Below are 15,362 nucleotides of genomic sequence, written 5' to 3' on the forward strand. Positions count from 1 at the left end.
GCAGGGCTTGCGGTGTCAGTCTGTAGAGCGACCATAAGACCAGAACAGAGTAAATCTGTTAAGGCAGGTGCGAAAAATCCTTCGGGAAAGAAGCAGAAACCCAAATCGTGAGGTTTGGGAATCGCCGTCCGTTTACGGCGGCGAGGATGTCAAAGCTGACTAGCGCAGGAAACTGCCCCCATCAGTCCCACTTGGGCATTAAGGACGATATGAACGGGAATATTGCTTAATAGCTCCGTCATCCGACCTTTAGCCCGAAAAGCCTTCATAAAGCTACCCTCGGTCATTAGGGGAAGATTTTTGGCCGCAATCCCTCCCGCGATGTATAATCCTCCGTAGGGAAGCAACTTGAGGGCTAAATTGCCCGCTTCCGCACCGTAGGCCTCGACAAAGATTTTCATGGTTTGATAACAGAGATCATCCGAGTTATCTTGGGCAAAACTGGCGATTTTGGCCGCTAAATCGACGGTTTTTTGCGGTTTACCCATTTCTGCTAACCAAGTACGGTAAATTTCCGCCATGGCCGGTGATGACTGACTATAGTTACTATCGTGGAGAAATCGATAGATAGAAGTGATTCCTTGCCCAGAAACCACTCGCTCCACCGAAATGCGCTCGATATTATAGAGATCTAAGAGATAATTTAATAATTGATATTCTAAACTCGATCGAGGGGCAAAATCGGCGTGGGAACCCTCACTAGCAAAGACCCGATATGTACCCTTCGAGACAGGGATCAAAAAACCCTCTCCTAACCCAGTTCCCGCACCGATAACCGCAATCGGGGCCTCTGGTACTGCCGGAGCCGACTGTAGATTGTGCAGCTCCTCTGGGGCCAATCCTAACACCCCATAACCGATCGCCGCAAAATCATTAATTAATTTTACCCGCTCAATCTGCAGCTCGTGGCTTAGGCGATCGCCAGTTAGAGACCAACTTAAATTAGTCAATTCGGAACTATTGTTAACCACTGGACCGGCAATACCGAAACAAGCTTTTGCCACTGGGGGAATAGTGGTTTGTCGGGCTAAAAACTGCTGGACGATCGGCACCAGATCGGGGTATTGTTCACTAGGATAAATTTCTTGATCGAGAGTAATTAGCCGGGGTTGGGGACTATCCGATGAGTTTTGGCAATCCACTAAACGCAGGATTGTTTTAGTTCCCCCGATATCTCCCCCTAAAAGAATCGTCATGCTGGTTTTTCCCTGAGTTTGTCCCCATAATTATAGTTTTTTTACCGCTTCTCCCCAGCAAATTTAAGGGCAGTCAATTCTATACTATAGTGAAAGATGGTAATGCCTAAGCCCTAATTAAGGATTGATTAATCATCGCTCCGGGGTTGGAATGGGGATTTGCTAGAGGACAGAAAGGGGACTTAAAGACATTTTAGGTCTAACTGTAGCCTCAAGGCGATCGATAGGGCGGCAAAACCTATCACTGTCCCCATAACTTTTAAGATAGACCAGAGAGGGAGAAATTAGCTTGGGTGTAGAACTTCGCAGTTACGTTTATCTTGACAATTTACAGCTTCAACACGCCGCTTACATCGGTACAGTCGCCCAAGGATTTTTACCCTTACCCGGGGATTCTTCCCTCTGGATTGAAATTTCCCCCGGCATCGAGATTAATCGCATCACCGATATTGCCCTCAAATCCGCCGTGGTTCGTCCGGGGGTTCTATTCGTAGAACGACTCTATGGACTCTTAGAACTCCATTCTAGCAGTCAGGGAGAGGTCAGGGCGGCCGGTCAGGCAATTTTGCAGTATTTAGGCGTTAGTCAGCGCGATTGTCTGAAACCGCAAATTGTTTCTAGCCAAATTATTCGCAACATTGACGCTTACCAAGCCCAATTAATTAACCGTAGTTCTCGGGGTATGATGTTAATGGCAGGACAGACTTTATACGTTTTAGAAGTGCAACCGGCCGCCTACGCTTCCCTGGCCGCTAATCAGGCCGAAAAAGCCGCTTTAATTAATATCCTACACGTTACTTCCGTGGGCAGTTTTGGCCGCTTATATTTAGGGGGAGAAGAACGAGATATTATCGCCGGTTCCAGGGCGGCAGTTTCAGCTTTAGAAAATATTCAAGGTCGAGCTTTTCCGGGTAGCGACAAAAAAGAATAGGCTAATAAGCTGTTGACTATCTAATAAGTAGTAGGACAAAATTAACTTCTTGGTTAGGATAGGCACTCATGCATGAGGCAAAAGGCAAGAGGTGGTTAGATATGTATAATTAGGGCTTGCTGAATAAATGTGAAATGTAGGCAAGGTAAGGGTTTTATGGCTTTTCTCGCGAAACAGGTGCAAGATTTTGAGAGAATCGTCGTTAAAAACCTTGCGTCTTCATCAGCCCGAGTCCTGTAGGGGCGAAGCATTCGGGCAATAACCTATCGGTGAAACCGGAGATTTTCTATCCGAATGCTTCGCCCGTACTTTTTGCCGCAAACCCTAATTAATTGTGTCTAGCTACTTACTAAATCCTGTTTAACAGGTATAGGATAGTTGGGAGTGGGAAGAAGGAAGATGAAGTTTGAGCATTTGTACTGAATAGCTTACAACAGCATTTCGCCCTATTGAGGAGATTCAAAAATTAGTTCGCTATTATTCAGTTTTTCAACGACTAACTTGCGATAGAGTGTCACCTGACGAAGGATTTGGTCGGGATTGTTTTTCTTGTTAGAAAACATGATCATTTTAATCGATTCAAATTCTATTCTTGTGATCACACCATCTTTGATCGCTCGTTCAATTGTAACTCGTAAATATTCTAATTCTTGGCTTTCCTCTGGGGTAATTTCTAGACTGTTAGGACGTTCTATTTTCATGATCGATCGATTGTTCTTACCTGCTAACTGATAACTGGATAATCACGGCTATTTTTTCACACTTTCACGATCGCGCAGAGAGAGTTTCCGTCTGGCTAGAAACGGCTAGATTATTATTTTGGCCGTTATTTTGCGGCAATTGTCCAGAAGCTAAATTTTGCCCCTCTCCCGTAATCAAACGAGCGCCACGACCGCGGGTAAAATAATTCCAACCCCATTGCACCATCACCACTAATTTATTATCAAATTCGATCAGATAGTAAATATGGGCCCAAACCCAGACTAACCAAGCGATGAACCCGGAAAACTTGACAAATCCCAAATCAACCACGGCCGCATTTTGGCCGATAACTGCCAGACTACCTCGATCGATATAATGAAAAGGTTGAATAGTTTGCCCTTTTAGGCGAGAAATTAATAAATTGGCCAGATATTCGCCCTCCTGCATGGCCACGGGGGCAATTCCGGGTAAAGGTTTATCTCCCTGATGGGCAAAATTAGCCAGATCCCCGATCACAAAAATATTGGCATAACCAGCGATACTTAAATCCGGTTCGACGATTACCCGGCCGACGCGATCGAGATTTACCCCGGTTCTTTCGGCCAAAATTCGCCCCATTCTCGATGCTTTTACCCCTGCTGCCCATAAAATTGTCTCGGCGGCGATTTCTGTCGTCTTTTCTCCCTGACGGACGCTGACACAACCTTCAACAATATTGGTAACGATGCTGTTAGTTTGCACTGTCACCCCTAATTTTATGAGAGAAGCGGCAGCTTTAGCGGATAAATCGGGCGCATAGGGGGGTAATACTCGATCCATCCCTTCTAAGAGCAAAATTTTCGCTTCTGTGGGGTTAATCTGGTGAAAATCAGACCTAAGCGCACCGTGGGCAATTTCAGCGATCGCTCCTGCTAATTCTACCCCCGTCGGTCCGCCACCGACAATCACAAAAGTTAATAAAGCTTGCCGCTTTTCGGCATCGATTTCTTTCTCGGCCTTCTCGAAAGCGAGATAGATACGACGACGCATTTCTACTGCATCTTCAATGGTTTTTAACCCTGGAGCGTAGGGTTGCCATTGATCATTGCCAAAATAGTGATGACTGACTCCCGTGGCAATGACTAATTGATCGTAGGCGATCGGCGGGTGATCTTTCAAGATCACTTCTCCCTTAACTGGATCTATATCTATGGCATGATCGAGGAGAATATCTGTATTCTCATGGCCCCGTAGGATTAAGCGCAAAGGTGAGGAGATATCGGCCGGAGACAGCGCCCCAGTAGCGACTTGATAGAGGAGGGGCTGAAAAAGATGGAAATTTCGCTTATCGATGAGGGTAACATGAACGGGGGCGTTTTTTAGGGCTTTGGCCGTGTATAAACCCGCAAATCCGCCGCCGATGATAACAACTCTTGGCTGTTTTTCAGTCATTGCTTAACAATAATTCATAAATTTTTCCCTAGTGTAGTCCGGATTGTCACAATTTAGCGGTGACAAGCGTTACCGAAAACAGCCGTCTTTAATCTAGAAAAAAATATAAATACTCGCTTTTTTGGCCAGCGAGGAGGGCAAAACCAACGAAGTACAGGGACTCTGATCTGCTCGAAAAACTTGAAAAGACCGCTACGCCGTTTTACCTAAGTTTATGACCTGGGTTAACCAGGTGGGAACTTATATTCCGCGTTTCTGTTTCCGAGTACAAGCTCGGTTTACTACCACACGAATTGGTTATTTGCTCCCTTATCACAATCAAGCATAGATCAAAAAACTTGAAAGGCAGTCACCAACGTAGAAGCCCGATTTAGTTTTATCGTAGCATTTTTTTTTCTCAGAGGCAAGAGGGGCGATTCAGTGATCAGTTATCAGTGATCAGATTTGAGTTTTCAGTTTACTGTTTACCGACCACAGCCAAAAAGCCTGCCAACACCCAGCAATTCCCAATTGAAACGGTAGCACAGAATACAGAACCAGTCTTACTCTTGCCTTTCAAAATGGAGTGAAGGGTTTGAACAGTGGGTTTCGGGGGAATGGAAGTCAAACAACTGGGTTTTCTGGGGATGCTGAGCTATTTCCAGGTAGTTATCGCTGGGATAACTGACCCTCGAAGTGCCAGCAATGCTACCCGCTACAGTCTGAAAGACGCAATATTAGGGGCATTCGCCGCCTTTTTTCGCCAGAATGAATCATTTCTAGAATATCAGCGTCAACTTAATAGTCGTTGTGGACGAGATAATGCTCAAAGTCTGTTTGGTTTGGTCAATATCCCGACAGTAGAGCAGATGCGGAACATCCTCGATGGAATAGCCGCAAAGCATCTTTTTCCCCTGTTCAAATGGATTGATCAAGGGCTGAAAGACCAAGGCTATTTGAGGGGGTTTGAGGCGTTGGATGGCAACTTACTCGTCGCCCTAGATGGGACTCAGTACTATGAATCAGAGAAAATTAGTTGTCCTTGTTGCTCAAGCCGCACCTCAAAACAGGGAAAGATAACCTATCAAATCAGGAGAAAGGTAAAATTGGCTAAAGATTTAGTTTATCAAGCAGCCAAAAACGCTTTGATCAAAGATAATTGGTTAATTACTCATGACCCTTATACGATAAGTTTTGGAGGGGTGAATATGGCTGTCGATTTAGGCGCAGAAAAGCTGATTGCTGCGACTAAAGATCATCAAAAGATTGCCGTAGAAATTAAAAGTTTTTTAGAGGGGTCTTCAGCGATCTCAGAATTTCATACTGCTCTAGGACAATTTATTAATTATCGGGCGGTTTTAAAGAGAAAAGATCCAGATAGAGTCTTGTTTTTAGCTATTCCTAGTTTTACTTACGACACTTTTTTCTCTTTAGATTTTACCCAATTGATGATTAGAGAAAACCATTTAAAATTAATCATTTTTTCGCCAAATCAGGAGGTAATTTTAACATGGATAAATTAGCAAAATATCGTCAATTAGTCAAAAATATTCTCTCAGAATATACTCAATATAAACCCACTTGTAATGATTTAGAGATTCAAGCTATTTTTGATGAACAAAAAGAACATTATCAGGTCGTTACCTTTGGGTGGGAAGGCGAAAAATATGTACATTATTGTCTTATTCATATTGACCTCAAGTCTGATAAAATTTGGATTCAATGGAATATGACAGAACAAGATATTGCTGAAGACTTAGTTAAACTAGGTGTTCCTAAAAAAGATATTGTCATTGGCTTTCATCCTCCTGTACTTCGTCAATTGACCGATTATGCAGTAGGATAGATTAATTTATCCTACTGCAATTGATCCCAGTTAGCTGTCTGGTTCTTGGGGGTTATCTGTGGGTGACTTTGCTTTTTTTGATAGGACACCTTTTACTTTTGTTGCGGTTAAACCTAGTCCGAGTAAACCTAAACCGAAGACATTAGAGGGTTCAGGGACACTCTTTGGTGGTGGGTTAGGTGTAGAATTAAGTCGAGCGATCCAAGCTTCGGTCTGACCACCAGGATTCGTGCCAGAACCCACGATCGTCAGCCCGTCGGCGGAGATTCCCGACGCTACAGATAGCTGCCATCCTGTCAGATTCAATCCGAAATCGGTGGTGAGAATGTCCTGAAGACTCCTCATCCCCCCTGAGGTCGTCCAGCGGAACGCTTCTTGCCCACTCGCGGAATTGCCGAAACCGACGACGACAGAGCCATCGCCCGATACCCCATAAGCTTCGCTAGAGAAAATCCCGCCGGGGAGGTCACCAAGACCGACTATTCCCCCTGAGGTCGTCCAGCGGAACGCTTCTTGCCCACTCGTGGAATTGCCGAAACCGACGACGACGGAGCCATCTCCCGATACCCCCCGAGCATCGCTAGAGAAAATCCCGCCGGGGAGGTCACCAAGACCGACTATTCCCCCTGAGGTCGTCCAGCGGAACGCCTCTTGCCCGCTCGCGGAATTGCCGAAACCGACGACGACGGAGCCATCTCCCGATACCCCCCGAGCCGCGCGAGACAAAATCCCGCCAGGAAAGTCACCGAGACCGACCATCCCCCCTGATGGAGTCCAGCGGAACGCCTCGATCCCACCGCGGCCGAAACCGACGACGACGGAGCCATCTCCCGATACTCCGAGAGCAACGCTCTCGAAACCCCCGTTGGGGACGTAACCGAGACCGACGATCCCCCCTGATGGAGTCCAGCGGAACGCCTCTGGCCCCCCGAACTTGCTCGGGTAGCCGTAACCGACGACGACGGAGCCATCTCCCGATACCCCGATAGCCCCGCTCTCGATACCCCCCCCGCTAGAAAAGTCACCGAGACCGACCATCCCCCCTGATGGAGTCCAGCGGAACGCTTCGAGCCCTCTGGAAGTGCCCCGACCGACGACGACGGAGCCATCCGCCGATACCCCGTAAGCCGTACTAGAGAAACTCCCACCAGGGAGGTCACCGAGACCTTGAAAGGAAGCGGCGTGGGCGGGATTTGTGAAACCGAGAGCGATCGCTGAAGTCGCGAGGGCGATTCCGAAGAGAGTTTTGTTTTTGTTTTGGCTTTTCATAGTTTTTGATGTTTAGTGTGAACTAGGTTTGTAGTAGTTAATAAAACTTGCGTGATGAGCTAAATCGTTCGATGAAACTGTACGGAAAAATCGAAGTAATAAATTCCGATTTCTATCATGAATTGAAAATCCTTTCCGAGGTAATGTTCTAAATCTGTTGGTGCTTCTTTTCAAAGCTAGTTTTTTCCAGATATGCTGGCAAATCATCCAGAGAAAGCAATGCCAAAAGACTTAACTTTGTTTCATTAACTTTCTCCAAAAATCCCAACACCTTTGCCTCAGACATCTCAGCATTAATCTCAACAAATAGATAACCAATTCTATCCGATAAAACCTCCTCAGAAATCTCAATAAAATCCTCACCCGGCATCACAGAACAACACTCTACTTTCCCCTTACCCCTCACCACCAAATCCGCTACCATTAAACGCGATTGTAGGATAGGATTCCAGCTATCACTCGCTTCCAAATCTGTGGCAATACCCAGAGACCGTAAGCAACAGTTGACCGCATACACAGCCAAAGTATTGAGATAGACTTGTTCAGCTAGAGCAAAATCAGAATGTTGTTGACAAAAATAATCCGCGATTTCATGGGCTTCCCTTCCTAGAGCAATCAAAAATACAGAACTATGATTAATTCGTGTCGGCATTATCTTGATTTCCCCCCATTGGAAGCTTAAATTTTCCACAAAAATCCCTGCAAACTCAGCCAGTGAGTTTTTCAAAAGTTATTCACCTCCTTAAAAAAATTACAAATAAGACAGAATTTCCTGTCCGATTAAAGGCGCAACCGTCTTCATCTGGCGCGAGAAAAAATTCTTCACCACTGCCACAGTCAAACTAAAAGAATCCGCGATCTCCTGCCAAGATCGCGCCTCCAATCGCGCCCTCAAAATTGCCTTCAAAGTCGCCTTCGGGCAATTATGGACATGATGGCGAGACAACAACTCCGGATCAGACTCAATATACTCAGCGATCAACTCCGACAAACAAAGCTGCTCCACTGGTTGAGCCAAATTCTCAAAGACAACAGACTCACCGCTCACCTGCTGTAAAGGCGATACCGATAACGTTGCCCTTGCCAGATCCAGAAAAACGCGATCGCCCAAAGCCCGATTAGCCTTTCTTAGCCCAGATAACCGACAGAGAACCGCCAACCAGACAAAACTTTGTTCATCAATCGCGATCCCTTTAACCTGTAACCTTAACCAGAAACCCAGCCCAACCTTAGCGACTAGACTAACCATTGCCGTCAGTTGGTACTTGCGACGAATCAATTGCTGCTTCTGCGCCCTGACCAGCGGGTCAAGCGTTTCCGCATACGCCTCTCGCAACAGAATATCCAGCCGATAGTTGACCCAAGCCAGAAAACTGCCCCGGTCAGGATCGAACTGGTCGAGGTGGAAAGCAACCCAACATAACGTTCGATTAACCGCATCCTCATAGACCTCTACCGAATAATGACCTCGACCCCGTAGCCGACCCGAAAATCGCAGAGCATCAAGTAACCGAGCGATCGCGGCTTGCTGCTGCAAACCCACTGTCCCAGTATAGGAACGCGCTTGCAGGGCGAGGTATTGCAGGTCATCATCATCGGTTTGCTTCAGGGAAGTTCCGCGATCGCGATGGGAGACCATGGAATTCAGACGAACTTCAGAAGAGGAGAAACAGGGTTGGGTTAACGGCATAGATGATGTTCTCAACTGCTTTCATAAAAGAAATCACAACCAACTCCTGCGATCGTCTCAAGTTGTCACAAAACTTTATATTTTAGAAATTTAAATGACGGTCAACCCCCTGATTGACTAAAGCGATTTCTTGGAATGAATATCCCGGCAGCCTCCATTAACGGTGCGTTCACTGGCGCTAGCGACACCCTACCTCGATCAATTTTGCTACATTCTGAATTTGTAATTGCTGGCCAACACCTGATCTTGTTGGCTCTGTGAAAGTCTGGGACTACAATAGGGAAAAGTGACAATTTTTGCCAGAGTGATCACCGAGGACTAATAAAGAATGACGGCTATCCTAGGGAAACCTGCCACGCTTAACACTCCGATTCTGCACCGTCTTGCCAATGGTTTAACGATTATTGCCGAAAGTCAACCGGTAGAAGCGGTTAATCTCAATGTCTGGCTGCAGGTCGGCTCGGCCTTAGAATCGGATCAGATCAATGGGATGGCTCATTTTCTCGAACACATGGTTTTTAAGGGAACCCGTAACTTAGACAGTGGTGAATTTGAACGGGCGATCGAATCGAGGGGAGCGGTGACTAATGCCGCTACTAGCCAAGAATACACCCATTATTACATTACCACTGCCCCGCGGGACTTCGCCCATCTGGCCCCGCTGCAGCTAGAAGTGGTTTTAGAAGCTTTAATCCCCGATGAAGCTTTTGAGCGGGAAAGACAGGTTATTTTAGAAGAAATTCGTCGTTCTCAGGATAATCCCCGTCGTCGCACTTTTTATCGCACCATGGAGACTTGTTTTCAAGTTTTACCCTATCGTCGTCCGGTGTTGGGTCCGACGGCAGTGATTGAAAATCTTACTCCTCAACAAATGCGCGATTTTCATCAGACTTGGTATCGTCCCGAATGGATGACGGTGGCAGTGGTGGGTAATTTGCCTGTAGATGATTTAATGGCTATTGTGAGCGATTCTCTAGATACTTTAGGCAGTAAGGGCAATTCTGGGCTTATTTCCCATCCTATCGCCCATCTAAAGCCCGAAGCTCCCTTTAAAGAGATTATCCGTCAAGAATACGAGGATGAAAATTTGCAGCAGGCCCGCTTAATCCTATTTTGGAAAGTGCCGGGGTTGAGAGACTTAGAAAAAACCTATCCTCTCGATGTTTTAGCGGCTATTCTGGGTCAGGGCAAGGTATCGCGATTATTTCAATCTCTGCGCCAAGAAAAGGCCTTAGTTTCCCAAATAACTGCCAGTAATATGTCCCAAGCAGTGCAAGGAGTGTTTTCCGTGTCGGCCCAATTAGCCTCGGAAAATATCGAGCAAGTGGAACGGGAGATAGTAGCACAGATTGGACAAATTCAACAGGAAGCTGTGACAGTTTCTGAACTGGAACGAGTCAAAACCCAAGTGGCCAATCGGTTTATTTTTAGCAATGAAAGACCGAGCGATCGAGCTAACCTTTACGGTTATTATCATACTCAGATCGGTGATTTACAACCAGCTTTTTGTTATCCCCAACACATTGAAGCCCTCACTTTAGAGGATATTCAAAATGCCTGTCAAGAGTATTTAAATCCTAACGCTTACGGTGTGGTTGTGGTAAGACCAATTCAGTAAACAGGGAATGGGGAAATGGGGAAATGGGGAAATTTCAACCAAAACCCTAACACCCTAACACCCTAACACCCTAACACCCTAACACCTGACTCCCGACTCCTGACTCCTGACTCCTGAATTCTGATAACCTATGTGGACTCAAATTGCCCGACATATTGCCCAAACCACGGAAAAACCCTTTGAAATTGAGAAAAGTCATCCCGTTAGTGGTGGCTGCATCAATCAGGGTTATGCCGTCACTGGCAATGGTTTAATTTATTTCGTTAAGATTAACCAAGCGAACCAAGAGGCCATGTTTGCCGCCGAAGCTTTAGGATTAAAGCAAATTCACGCTACCAAGACTATCAGGGTTCCGGAGCCAATTTGTTGGGGAATTGCCGAGAAATCTAGTTATTTAGTGCTAGAGTGGTTAGAATTCGGCGGTGGCAATAGCCAAAGCTGGGAAAAAATGGGGCAAAATTTAGCTCGTTTACATCAAGTTTCCCTGTCCGATCGCTTTGGTTGGCATTGTAATAATACCATTGGTTCTACTCCCCAGATCAATACCGTTAGTAACAGTTGGGCGGATTTTTTCGCTCATCAGCGTATTGGCTATCAATTAAGACTTGCAAAGGAGCGCGGCGGCAATTTTCCCGACGAGGATCAAGTTATTCCCGCTATTAGCGAGATTTTGAGTCAGCATCAACCCCATCCCTCCCTTGTCCACGGTGATTTATGGTCGGGAAACGCGGCCATTACCGTCGATGGGGAACCAGTAATTTTAGACCCGGCCACCTATTGGGGAGACCGGGAGGTAGATTTAGCCATGACGGAACTTTTTGGCGGTTTTCCGGCGGCTTTTTATCGGGGTTATAACGATGTTTTCCCCCTCGATGCCGGTTATCAAAAGCGCAAAACTCTTTACAATCTCTACCACATTCTCAATCACTTTAATTTATTTGGTGGTGGTTACGCTTCCCAGGCCAATCGGATGTTACAGGAAATTCTTTAAGGGTTTTACTTGTGAATATTTACCGAGGATAAATTATGTCTATTCGAGAAACTACTGTGATGAAAACTCCAGAGACAAAAGTATGGACTGATGCAGAATTTATGGCGTTACCTGACGATGGTAATCGTTACGAATTAGTCAAGGGAGAGTTAACTAATATGGGGAATTCTGGGGCTTTACACGGTTATATTGCCATTATTTTAAGTGCTGCTTTATTCGCTTTAGTAACATCTCGAAAACTAGGGGTATTATTGGACTCCAGCACTGCTTTTACTATGAAAAATGGCAATAAACGTTCTCCCGATATAGCCTTTTTTGCCAAGGAACGTCTGCAAGGATTGGAAGAATTGCCGACGGGTTTTTTAGAAGGTGGGCCCGATTTAGTGGTAGAAATTCTCTCTCCAGGGAATACAGTGGCAGAAATCGAGGACAAAATTGCCGAATATTTTGCCAATGGGACTCGTTTGCTCTGGGTTATCAGTCCAGGTCAACACTATGTCTTAGTTTATCGTTCTGGGTACGAACCGCAGGGATTATTAACATCAGGAGATTTTTTGGAGGGGGAAGAGGTGGTTCCGGGGTTCACTTTTCCCGTGGCTGATTTGTTTCAAAAACTATCTTTGTGACTCTTTCTTCTCAACAAATCGGCTAATAAATCGGCACTGTCACTAATGGCTAGATGAGAAGCTTGTTGGGCCATGGCGGCCAATTTTTCGGGATTAGACCATAAATCGAGGACTAATTCGCTTAAAAACTGAGCAGTTAACTCATTTTGACGGTAAAGATAAGCGGCTTGAGCTTCAGCGAAAACTTGGGCATTATAGAACTGATGGTCTTCGGCAGCAAAAGGATAGGGAATTAAAATCGAAGGCGTACAAGTGATCGCTAATTCTGTTAAAGTGCCGGCACCGGAGCGACTGATAGCCAGATTAGCTCTTTGCCATAGTCCCGCCATGTTGTTGTAAAAAGGCCGGGAAAAATAGTTAGAATGGCGCAAACTATCCGCTTCGGGGTCGTTTTCTCCCGTGAGATGCACGATATAAATACCTTTTTCTAACCATTGGGGAGCGCTTTGTCGCACAAGTTGATTAAGAGCCACGGCCCCTTGAGAACCACCGGCAACGACAATTAAAAAAGCATCCTCTGGAATCGGTAAATCCAGGGACTGGGGAATGAGAAACTGCTCTCGTACAGGCGTACTAGCCCAAGTGGTGCGAGTGCCGGGTAAATAGCTGGCGGTTCCCTGAAAACCGAGGGCAACCGTATCGCACCAGCGACCGAGAACTTTCGTGACTTTGCCCGGTATGTAGTTAGATTCGTGTAGGATGACGGGAATATTGGCTAAACGAGCCGCTAAAATGGTCGGGCCCGCGATATAACCCCCGGTGGTAAAAACTGCCGCTATCTGACGTTTTTTGATTAAACTACGCACTTGCCAAATGGCCCGCAGTTGACCGAACAGAATCTTGAGAGTTTTTAACCCCAAACGGGTTTGAAACCCCTCAATGGGGATGGTGTGCAGGGGATAGGTTTTTGGAACTAAGGACTGTTCGAGACGGTCTGGAACTCCTAACCATTCAATCTCGTAATCCGGCAAGCGCTCGGCCAGGGCCAAAGCGGGAAATAAATGACCACCAGTACCACTAGCGGCAATCAATAGACGGGTTGGAGTGCGTGCCATAATTCGAGAGAGGGGAAATTCAGCCCTAGAATGAAATAATCTACCATAGTTATCGATCCTTACACAAACTATCACTAATGCGTAACTTGAACACGATCCCCGATAAATTTTTTCGTCAATCCCTCAATTTTTCCCTATCGTTGCTGTTAGGTTTGGGGTTAACTTTTGCCCTTGCTACCGGTTTGCGGGCCGAAAAGCCAGAAACTGCTCCGGCTAATTTAAAAACGCTTATCTCCAAAATCGAAACGGCGGCTAATGAGCGAAATCTCAAGCAATTAATGGAGTTTTATAGTCCGAAATTTACTAACTCCGATGGCTTGACCTACGAAAAAACTAAAAAGGCTTTAACTCATTTTTGGGAACGTTATAACAATCTACAATACACCACGACTCTCGAATCTTGGAGTCGTTCCGGGGACAAGTTAACGGCCAATACAATTACTAAAATTACCGGGACGGGAAAGGTGCAGGGACGAGTGGTGGGAATGAATGCTACGATTCGTTCTCGTCAACAATTTCAAGGGAATAAACTGGTTTATCAGGAGATTTTAAGCGAGAGAGTCGAGTTAAGCACCGGCAAAAATCCCCCCAGTATTCAAGTGAGAATTCCCGAAAGGGTGAAAGTGGGTCAAGAATTTGATTTTGATGTGATTGTCCGCGAACCTTTGGGGGATGATTTATTGGCCGGAACGGCGATCGATGAGAAAGTAGATATTGAGCGTTATATTAATACAAAGCCTCTAGAATTGGAATTATTACAGTCCGGCGGTTTATTTAAGCGGGTAAAAGCGCCGGCAACACCGGAAAATCGCTGGTTATCGGCGATTTTAATCCAAGGAGATGGGATTGTTGTCGTTACTCAACGGGTTAAGGTAGAAAAGTAATTTTTATCTAAGTAGGGTTTGCTGAAAAATCTTGTTGGTGGGGTGTGGGGTGTAGGGTGTGGGGTGTAGGGTTTTATTCCCCCCGTTCACTCCAATGGCTGGCACTTTCAGGCAATTTAATCCTTATTTTTGCCGTTTTTGAACCCTCAAAAATTAATTATGCAAGAGGTTTAATAAATACTCTGATTAAGCATAGAGGTGGGAAACATCGCTCGTCCATACTTTAAATTTTGTTAAATTTACTTGACCAAAAGAAGTTGTTAGGGAAGCATCGACGGCATCTAAGCCGCGAGTCATTAAAATCCGCCCGATTCTGGGGGTGTTATGACGAGCATCAAAGGTGTACCATTGATGGTCTAAATAAACTTCAAACCAAGCACTAAAATCCATCGGTAGAGGTTGGGGAGAAATACCGATATCTCCGAGATAGCCGGAGGCATAACGGGCGGGAATATTTAGGCAACGGCAAAAAGTCAAAGCTAGATGGTTAAAATCGCGACAAACCCCCGTTCTTTCCCGATAGACATCATAGGCGGTTTTCGTCACCCGCGCGTATTCGTAACCAAAACGAATGTGACTATGAACCCAATCACAAACCGCTTGTACCCTTGCCCAACCGGGGGGAGTTTGTCCGAAAAGTTCCCAGGCAATTTCCGCAAGCAAATCTACTTCGCAATAACGGCTACTCATTAGGTAGGGAAAAACTTGGGTTGGTAACTCTGCTAAAGGAATTTCTTGGGCATTCCAATTAACGATATCGGGTTTCCATTCATTCTCGATAACTGCTTCATTGTGAATGCGGATCTGTCCCGCGGGTAAAATTAGACGACTGGTTCGATTACCGAAGCTATCTAAAAATTCTTCTATTTTTGTTGCCGGTTCCACCTGCAAGTTTTCCGATTGTCTAACTTGAGCTAAAATTGAGGGGTGTAGATAAAGTTTTAACAACATAACCACGGGTAAGGGGGCATCAAAGCCAAATTCATAACCAACACGGATTAACATGGCTCTTCGTTACCCTTTATGCTAAATCAACAGACAAGATGCCAAGATAACATACTTCTAACCCAAAAATTCCGAAAGTTTCTAAAGCCATAGCCTCTCCGTTTTATTAGTTTAAGTTTATTGTTGATTCCCTCGACCA

General features: G+C 45.5%; 16 protein-coding genes, 1 other RNA gene and 1 pseudogene. 7 read left to right on the top strand and 11 right to left on the bottom strand.

Annotation, left to right across the window (positions count from 1 at the left end):
* Window positions 1-149: 149 nt before the first annotated feature.
* Entirely contained in the window at window positions 150-1,196 is a 1,047-nt protein-coding gene (locus O9295_RS24045) for a glucokinase (protein ID WP_288035849.1), read from the bottom strand.
* A gap of 289 nt (window positions 1,197-1,485) precedes the next feature.
* On the opposite strand from O9295_RS24045, the gene ccmP reads away from it, so the two are divergent.
* Window positions 1,486-2,127, top strand: a complete 642-nt coding sequence (gene ccmP, locus O9295_RS24050) for a beta-carboxysome protein CcmP (protein ID WP_110578761.1) — start codon at window positions 1,486-1,488, stop codon at window positions 2,125-2,127.
* A gap of 446 nt (window positions 2,128-2,573) precedes the next feature.
* Here ccmP and O9295_RS24055 read toward each other — a convergent pair whose 3' ends face one another.
* The 3 genes from O9295_RS24055 to ssrS form a co-directional block, all read right to left on the bottom strand.
* On the bottom strand, window positions 2,574-2,828 hold the full coding sequence (locus O9295_RS24055; RefSeq protein WP_147072923.1) for a hypothetical protein: 255 nt from the start codon (window positions 2,826-2,828) through the stop codon (window positions 2,574-2,576).
* Window positions 2,829-2,892: 64 nt separating this feature from the next.
* A complete protein-coding gene (locus O9295_RS24060) occupies window positions 2,893-4,260 on the bottom strand; it encodes an NAD(P)/FAD-dependent oxidoreductase (protein ID WP_287732061.1) in 1,368 nt (455 codons plus the stop codon).
* A 182-nt stretch (window positions 4,261-4,442) separates the two neighbouring features.
* A non-coding RNA gene (gene ssrS, locus O9295_RS24065) (6S RNA) lies at window positions 4,443-4,630 on the bottom strand.
* Window positions 4,631-4,856: 226 nt separating this feature from the next.
* Between ssrS and O9295_RS27595 the strand changes: the two genes are divergently transcribed.
* Both O9295_RS27595 and O9295_RS24075 read left to right on the top strand, forming a co-directional pair.
* A complete protein-coding gene (locus tag O9295_RS27595) occupies window positions 4,857-5,762 on the top strand; it encodes an element excision factor XisH family protein (protein WP_353851890.1) in 906 nt (301 codons plus the stop codon).
* Window positions 5,750-6,085 carry a XisI protein gene (locus O9295_RS24075; RefSeq protein ID WP_190718574.1) on the top strand — a complete coding sequence of 112 codons (336 nt, stop codon included), beginning with the start codon at window positions 5,750-5,752 and terminating at the stop codon, window positions 6,083-6,085. Before O9295_RS27595 ends, O9295_RS24075 begins: the two co-directional genes overlap by 13 nt.
* 30 nt (window positions 6,086-6,115) lie before the next feature.
* Here O9295_RS24075 and O9295_RS24080 read toward each other — a convergent pair whose 3' ends face one another.
* The 4 genes and pseudogenes from O9295_RS24080 to O9295_RS24095 form a co-directional block, all read right to left on the bottom strand.
* Window positions 6,116-6,811: a PEP-CTERM sorting domain-containing protein gene (locus tag O9295_RS24080; protein WP_288035865.1), complete on the bottom strand. Its 696-nt coding sequence runs from the start codon at window positions 6,809-6,811 to the stop codon at window positions 6,116-6,118.
* 303 nt (window positions 6,812-7,114) lie between these two features.
* Window positions 7,115-7,354, bottom strand: a pseudogene (locus O9295_RS24085) (hypothetical protein); the annotation flags it as partial.
* A gap of 148 nt (window positions 7,355-7,502) precedes the next feature.
* The gene (locus tag O9295_RS24090; protein ID WP_288035852.1) at window positions 7,503-8,006 is read right to left on the bottom strand and encodes a DUF1822 family protein; all 504 of its coding nucleotides are present in this window, start codon (window positions 8,004-8,006) and stop codon (window positions 7,503-7,505) included.
* A 99-nt stretch (window positions 8,007-8,105) separates the two neighbouring features.
* Window positions 8,106-9,044, bottom strand: coding sequence for a hypothetical protein (locus O9295_RS24095; RefSeq protein WP_190721870.1), 939 nt, complete (start codon window positions 9,042-9,044; stop codon window positions 8,106-8,108).
* A 328-nt stretch (window positions 9,045-9,372) separates the two neighbouring features.
* Here O9295_RS24095 and O9295_RS24100 point away from each other — a divergent pair, with 328 nt between their 5' ends.
* The 3 genes from O9295_RS24100 (at window position 9,373) to O9295_RS24110 (ending at window position 12,279) form a co-directional block, all read left to right on the top strand.
* Entirely contained in the window at window positions 9,373-10,662 is a 1,290-nt protein-coding gene (locus O9295_RS24100; RefSeq protein WP_288035854.1) for a M16 family metallopeptidase, read from the top strand.
* 130 nt (window positions 10,663-10,792) lie between these two features.
* On the top strand, window positions 10,793-11,653 hold the full coding sequence (locus O9295_RS24105; protein WP_288035856.1) for a fructosamine kinase family protein: 861 nt from the start codon (window positions 10,793-10,795) through the stop codon (window positions 11,651-11,653).
* 35 nt (window positions 11,654-11,688) lie between these two features.
* Complete coding sequence (locus O9295_RS24110) at window positions 11,689-12,279, top strand: Uma2 family endonuclease (protein ID WP_288035858.1); 591 nt, start codon at window positions 11,689-11,691, stop codon at window positions 12,277-12,279.
* Here the strand turns inward: O9295_RS24110 and murG are convergent.
* Window positions 12,261-13,334, bottom strand: a complete 1,074-nt coding sequence (gene murG, locus O9295_RS24115) for an undecaprenyldiphospho-muramoylpentapeptide beta-N-acetylglucosaminyltransferase (protein WP_288035860.1) — start codon at window positions 13,332-13,334, stop codon at window positions 12,261-12,263. The genes O9295_RS24110 and murG overlap by 19 nt on opposite strands.
* A 77-nt stretch (window positions 13,335-13,411) precedes the next feature.
* On the opposite strand from murG, the gene O9295_RS24120 reads away from it, so the two are divergent.
* Window positions 13,412-14,218 carry a DUF8623 domain-containing protein gene (locus tag O9295_RS24120; RefSeq protein WP_079208377.1) on the top strand — a complete coding sequence of 269 codons (807 nt, stop codon included), beginning with the start codon at window positions 13,412-13,414 and terminating at the stop codon, window positions 14,216-14,218.
* 186 nt (window positions 14,219-14,404) lie between these two features.
* On the opposite strand, the gene O9295_RS24125 is transcribed toward O9295_RS24120, so the two are convergent.
* Together O9295_RS24125 and O9295_RS24130 are read right to left on the bottom strand one after the other, a co-directional pair.
* The gene (locus O9295_RS24125) at window positions 14,405-15,223 is read right to left on the bottom strand and encodes a transglutaminase-like domain-containing protein (RefSeq protein WP_012265380.1); all 819 of its coding nucleotides are present in this window, start codon (window positions 15,221-15,223) and stop codon (window positions 14,405-14,407) included.
* 26 nt (window positions 15,224-15,249) lie between these two features.
* On the bottom strand, window positions 15,250-15,362 hold a 113-nt coding region (locus tag O9295_RS24130), incomplete at its 5' end, for a transposase (RefSeq protein WP_071784045.1).

Source organism: Microcystis sp. LE18-22.4A (genome assembly GCF_027531105.1).
In the GTDB taxonomy this organism is placed as follows: Bacteria; Cyanobacteriota; Cyanobacteriia; order Cyanobacteriales; family Microcystaceae; genus Microcystis; species Microcystis aeruginosa.

What these genes read in the sequence shown, in the direction of transcription:
- O9295_RS27595 (WP_353851890.1), top strand. Translation starts at nt 4,857, where the DNA reads ATGGAAGTCAAACAACTGGGTTTTCTGGGGATGCTGAGCTATTTCCAG.
- O9295_RS24100 (WP_288035854.1), top strand. Translation starts at nt 9,373, where the DNA reads ATGACGGCTATCCTAGGGAAACCTGCCACGCTTAACACTCCGATTCTG.
- O9295_RS24095 (WP_190721870.1), bottom strand. Translation starts at nt 9,044, where the DNA reads ATGCCGTTAACCCAACCCTGTTTCTCCTCTTCTGAAGTTCGTCTGAAT.
- O9295_RS24090 (WP_288035852.1), bottom strand. Translation starts at nt 8,006, where the DNA reads ATGCCGACACGAATTAATCATAGTTCTGTATTTTTGATTGCTCTAGGA.
- O9295_RS24045 (WP_288035849.1), bottom strand. Translation starts at nt 1,196, where the DNA reads ATGACGATTCTTTTAGGGGGAGATATCGGGGGAACTAAAACAATCCTG.
- O9295_RS24105 (WP_288035856.1), top strand. Translation starts at nt 10,793, where the DNA reads ATGTGGACTCAAATTGCCCGACATATTGCCCAAACCACGGAAAAACCC.
- murG (WP_288035860.1), bottom strand. Translation starts at nt 13,334, where the DNA reads ATGGCACGCACTCCAACCCGTCTATTGATTGCCGCTAGTGGTACTGGT.
- O9295_RS24055 (WP_147072923.1), bottom strand. Translation starts at nt 2,828, where the DNA reads ATGAAAATAGAACGTCCTAACAGTCTAGAAATTACCCCAGAGGAAAGC.
- O9295_RS24120 (WP_079208377.1), top strand. Translation starts at nt 13,412, where the DNA reads ATGCGTAACTTGAACACGATCCCCGATAAATTTTTTCGTCAATCCCTC.
- O9295_RS24060 (WP_287732061.1), bottom strand. Translation starts at nt 4,260, where the DNA reads ATGACTGAAAAACAGCCAAGAGTTGTTATCATCGGCGGCGGATTTGCG.
- O9295_RS24125 (WP_012265380.1), bottom strand. Translation starts at nt 15,223, where the DNA reads ATGTTAATCCGTGTTGGTTATGAATTTGGCTTTGATGCCCCCTTACCC.
- O9295_RS24075 (WP_190718574.1), top strand. Translation starts at nt 5,750, where the DNA reads ATGGATAAATTAGCAAAATATCGTCAATTAGTCAAAAATATTCTCTCA.
- O9295_RS24110 (WP_288035858.1), top strand. Translation starts at nt 11,689, where the DNA reads ATGTCTATTCGAGAAACTACTGTGATGAAAACTCCAGAGACAAAAGTA.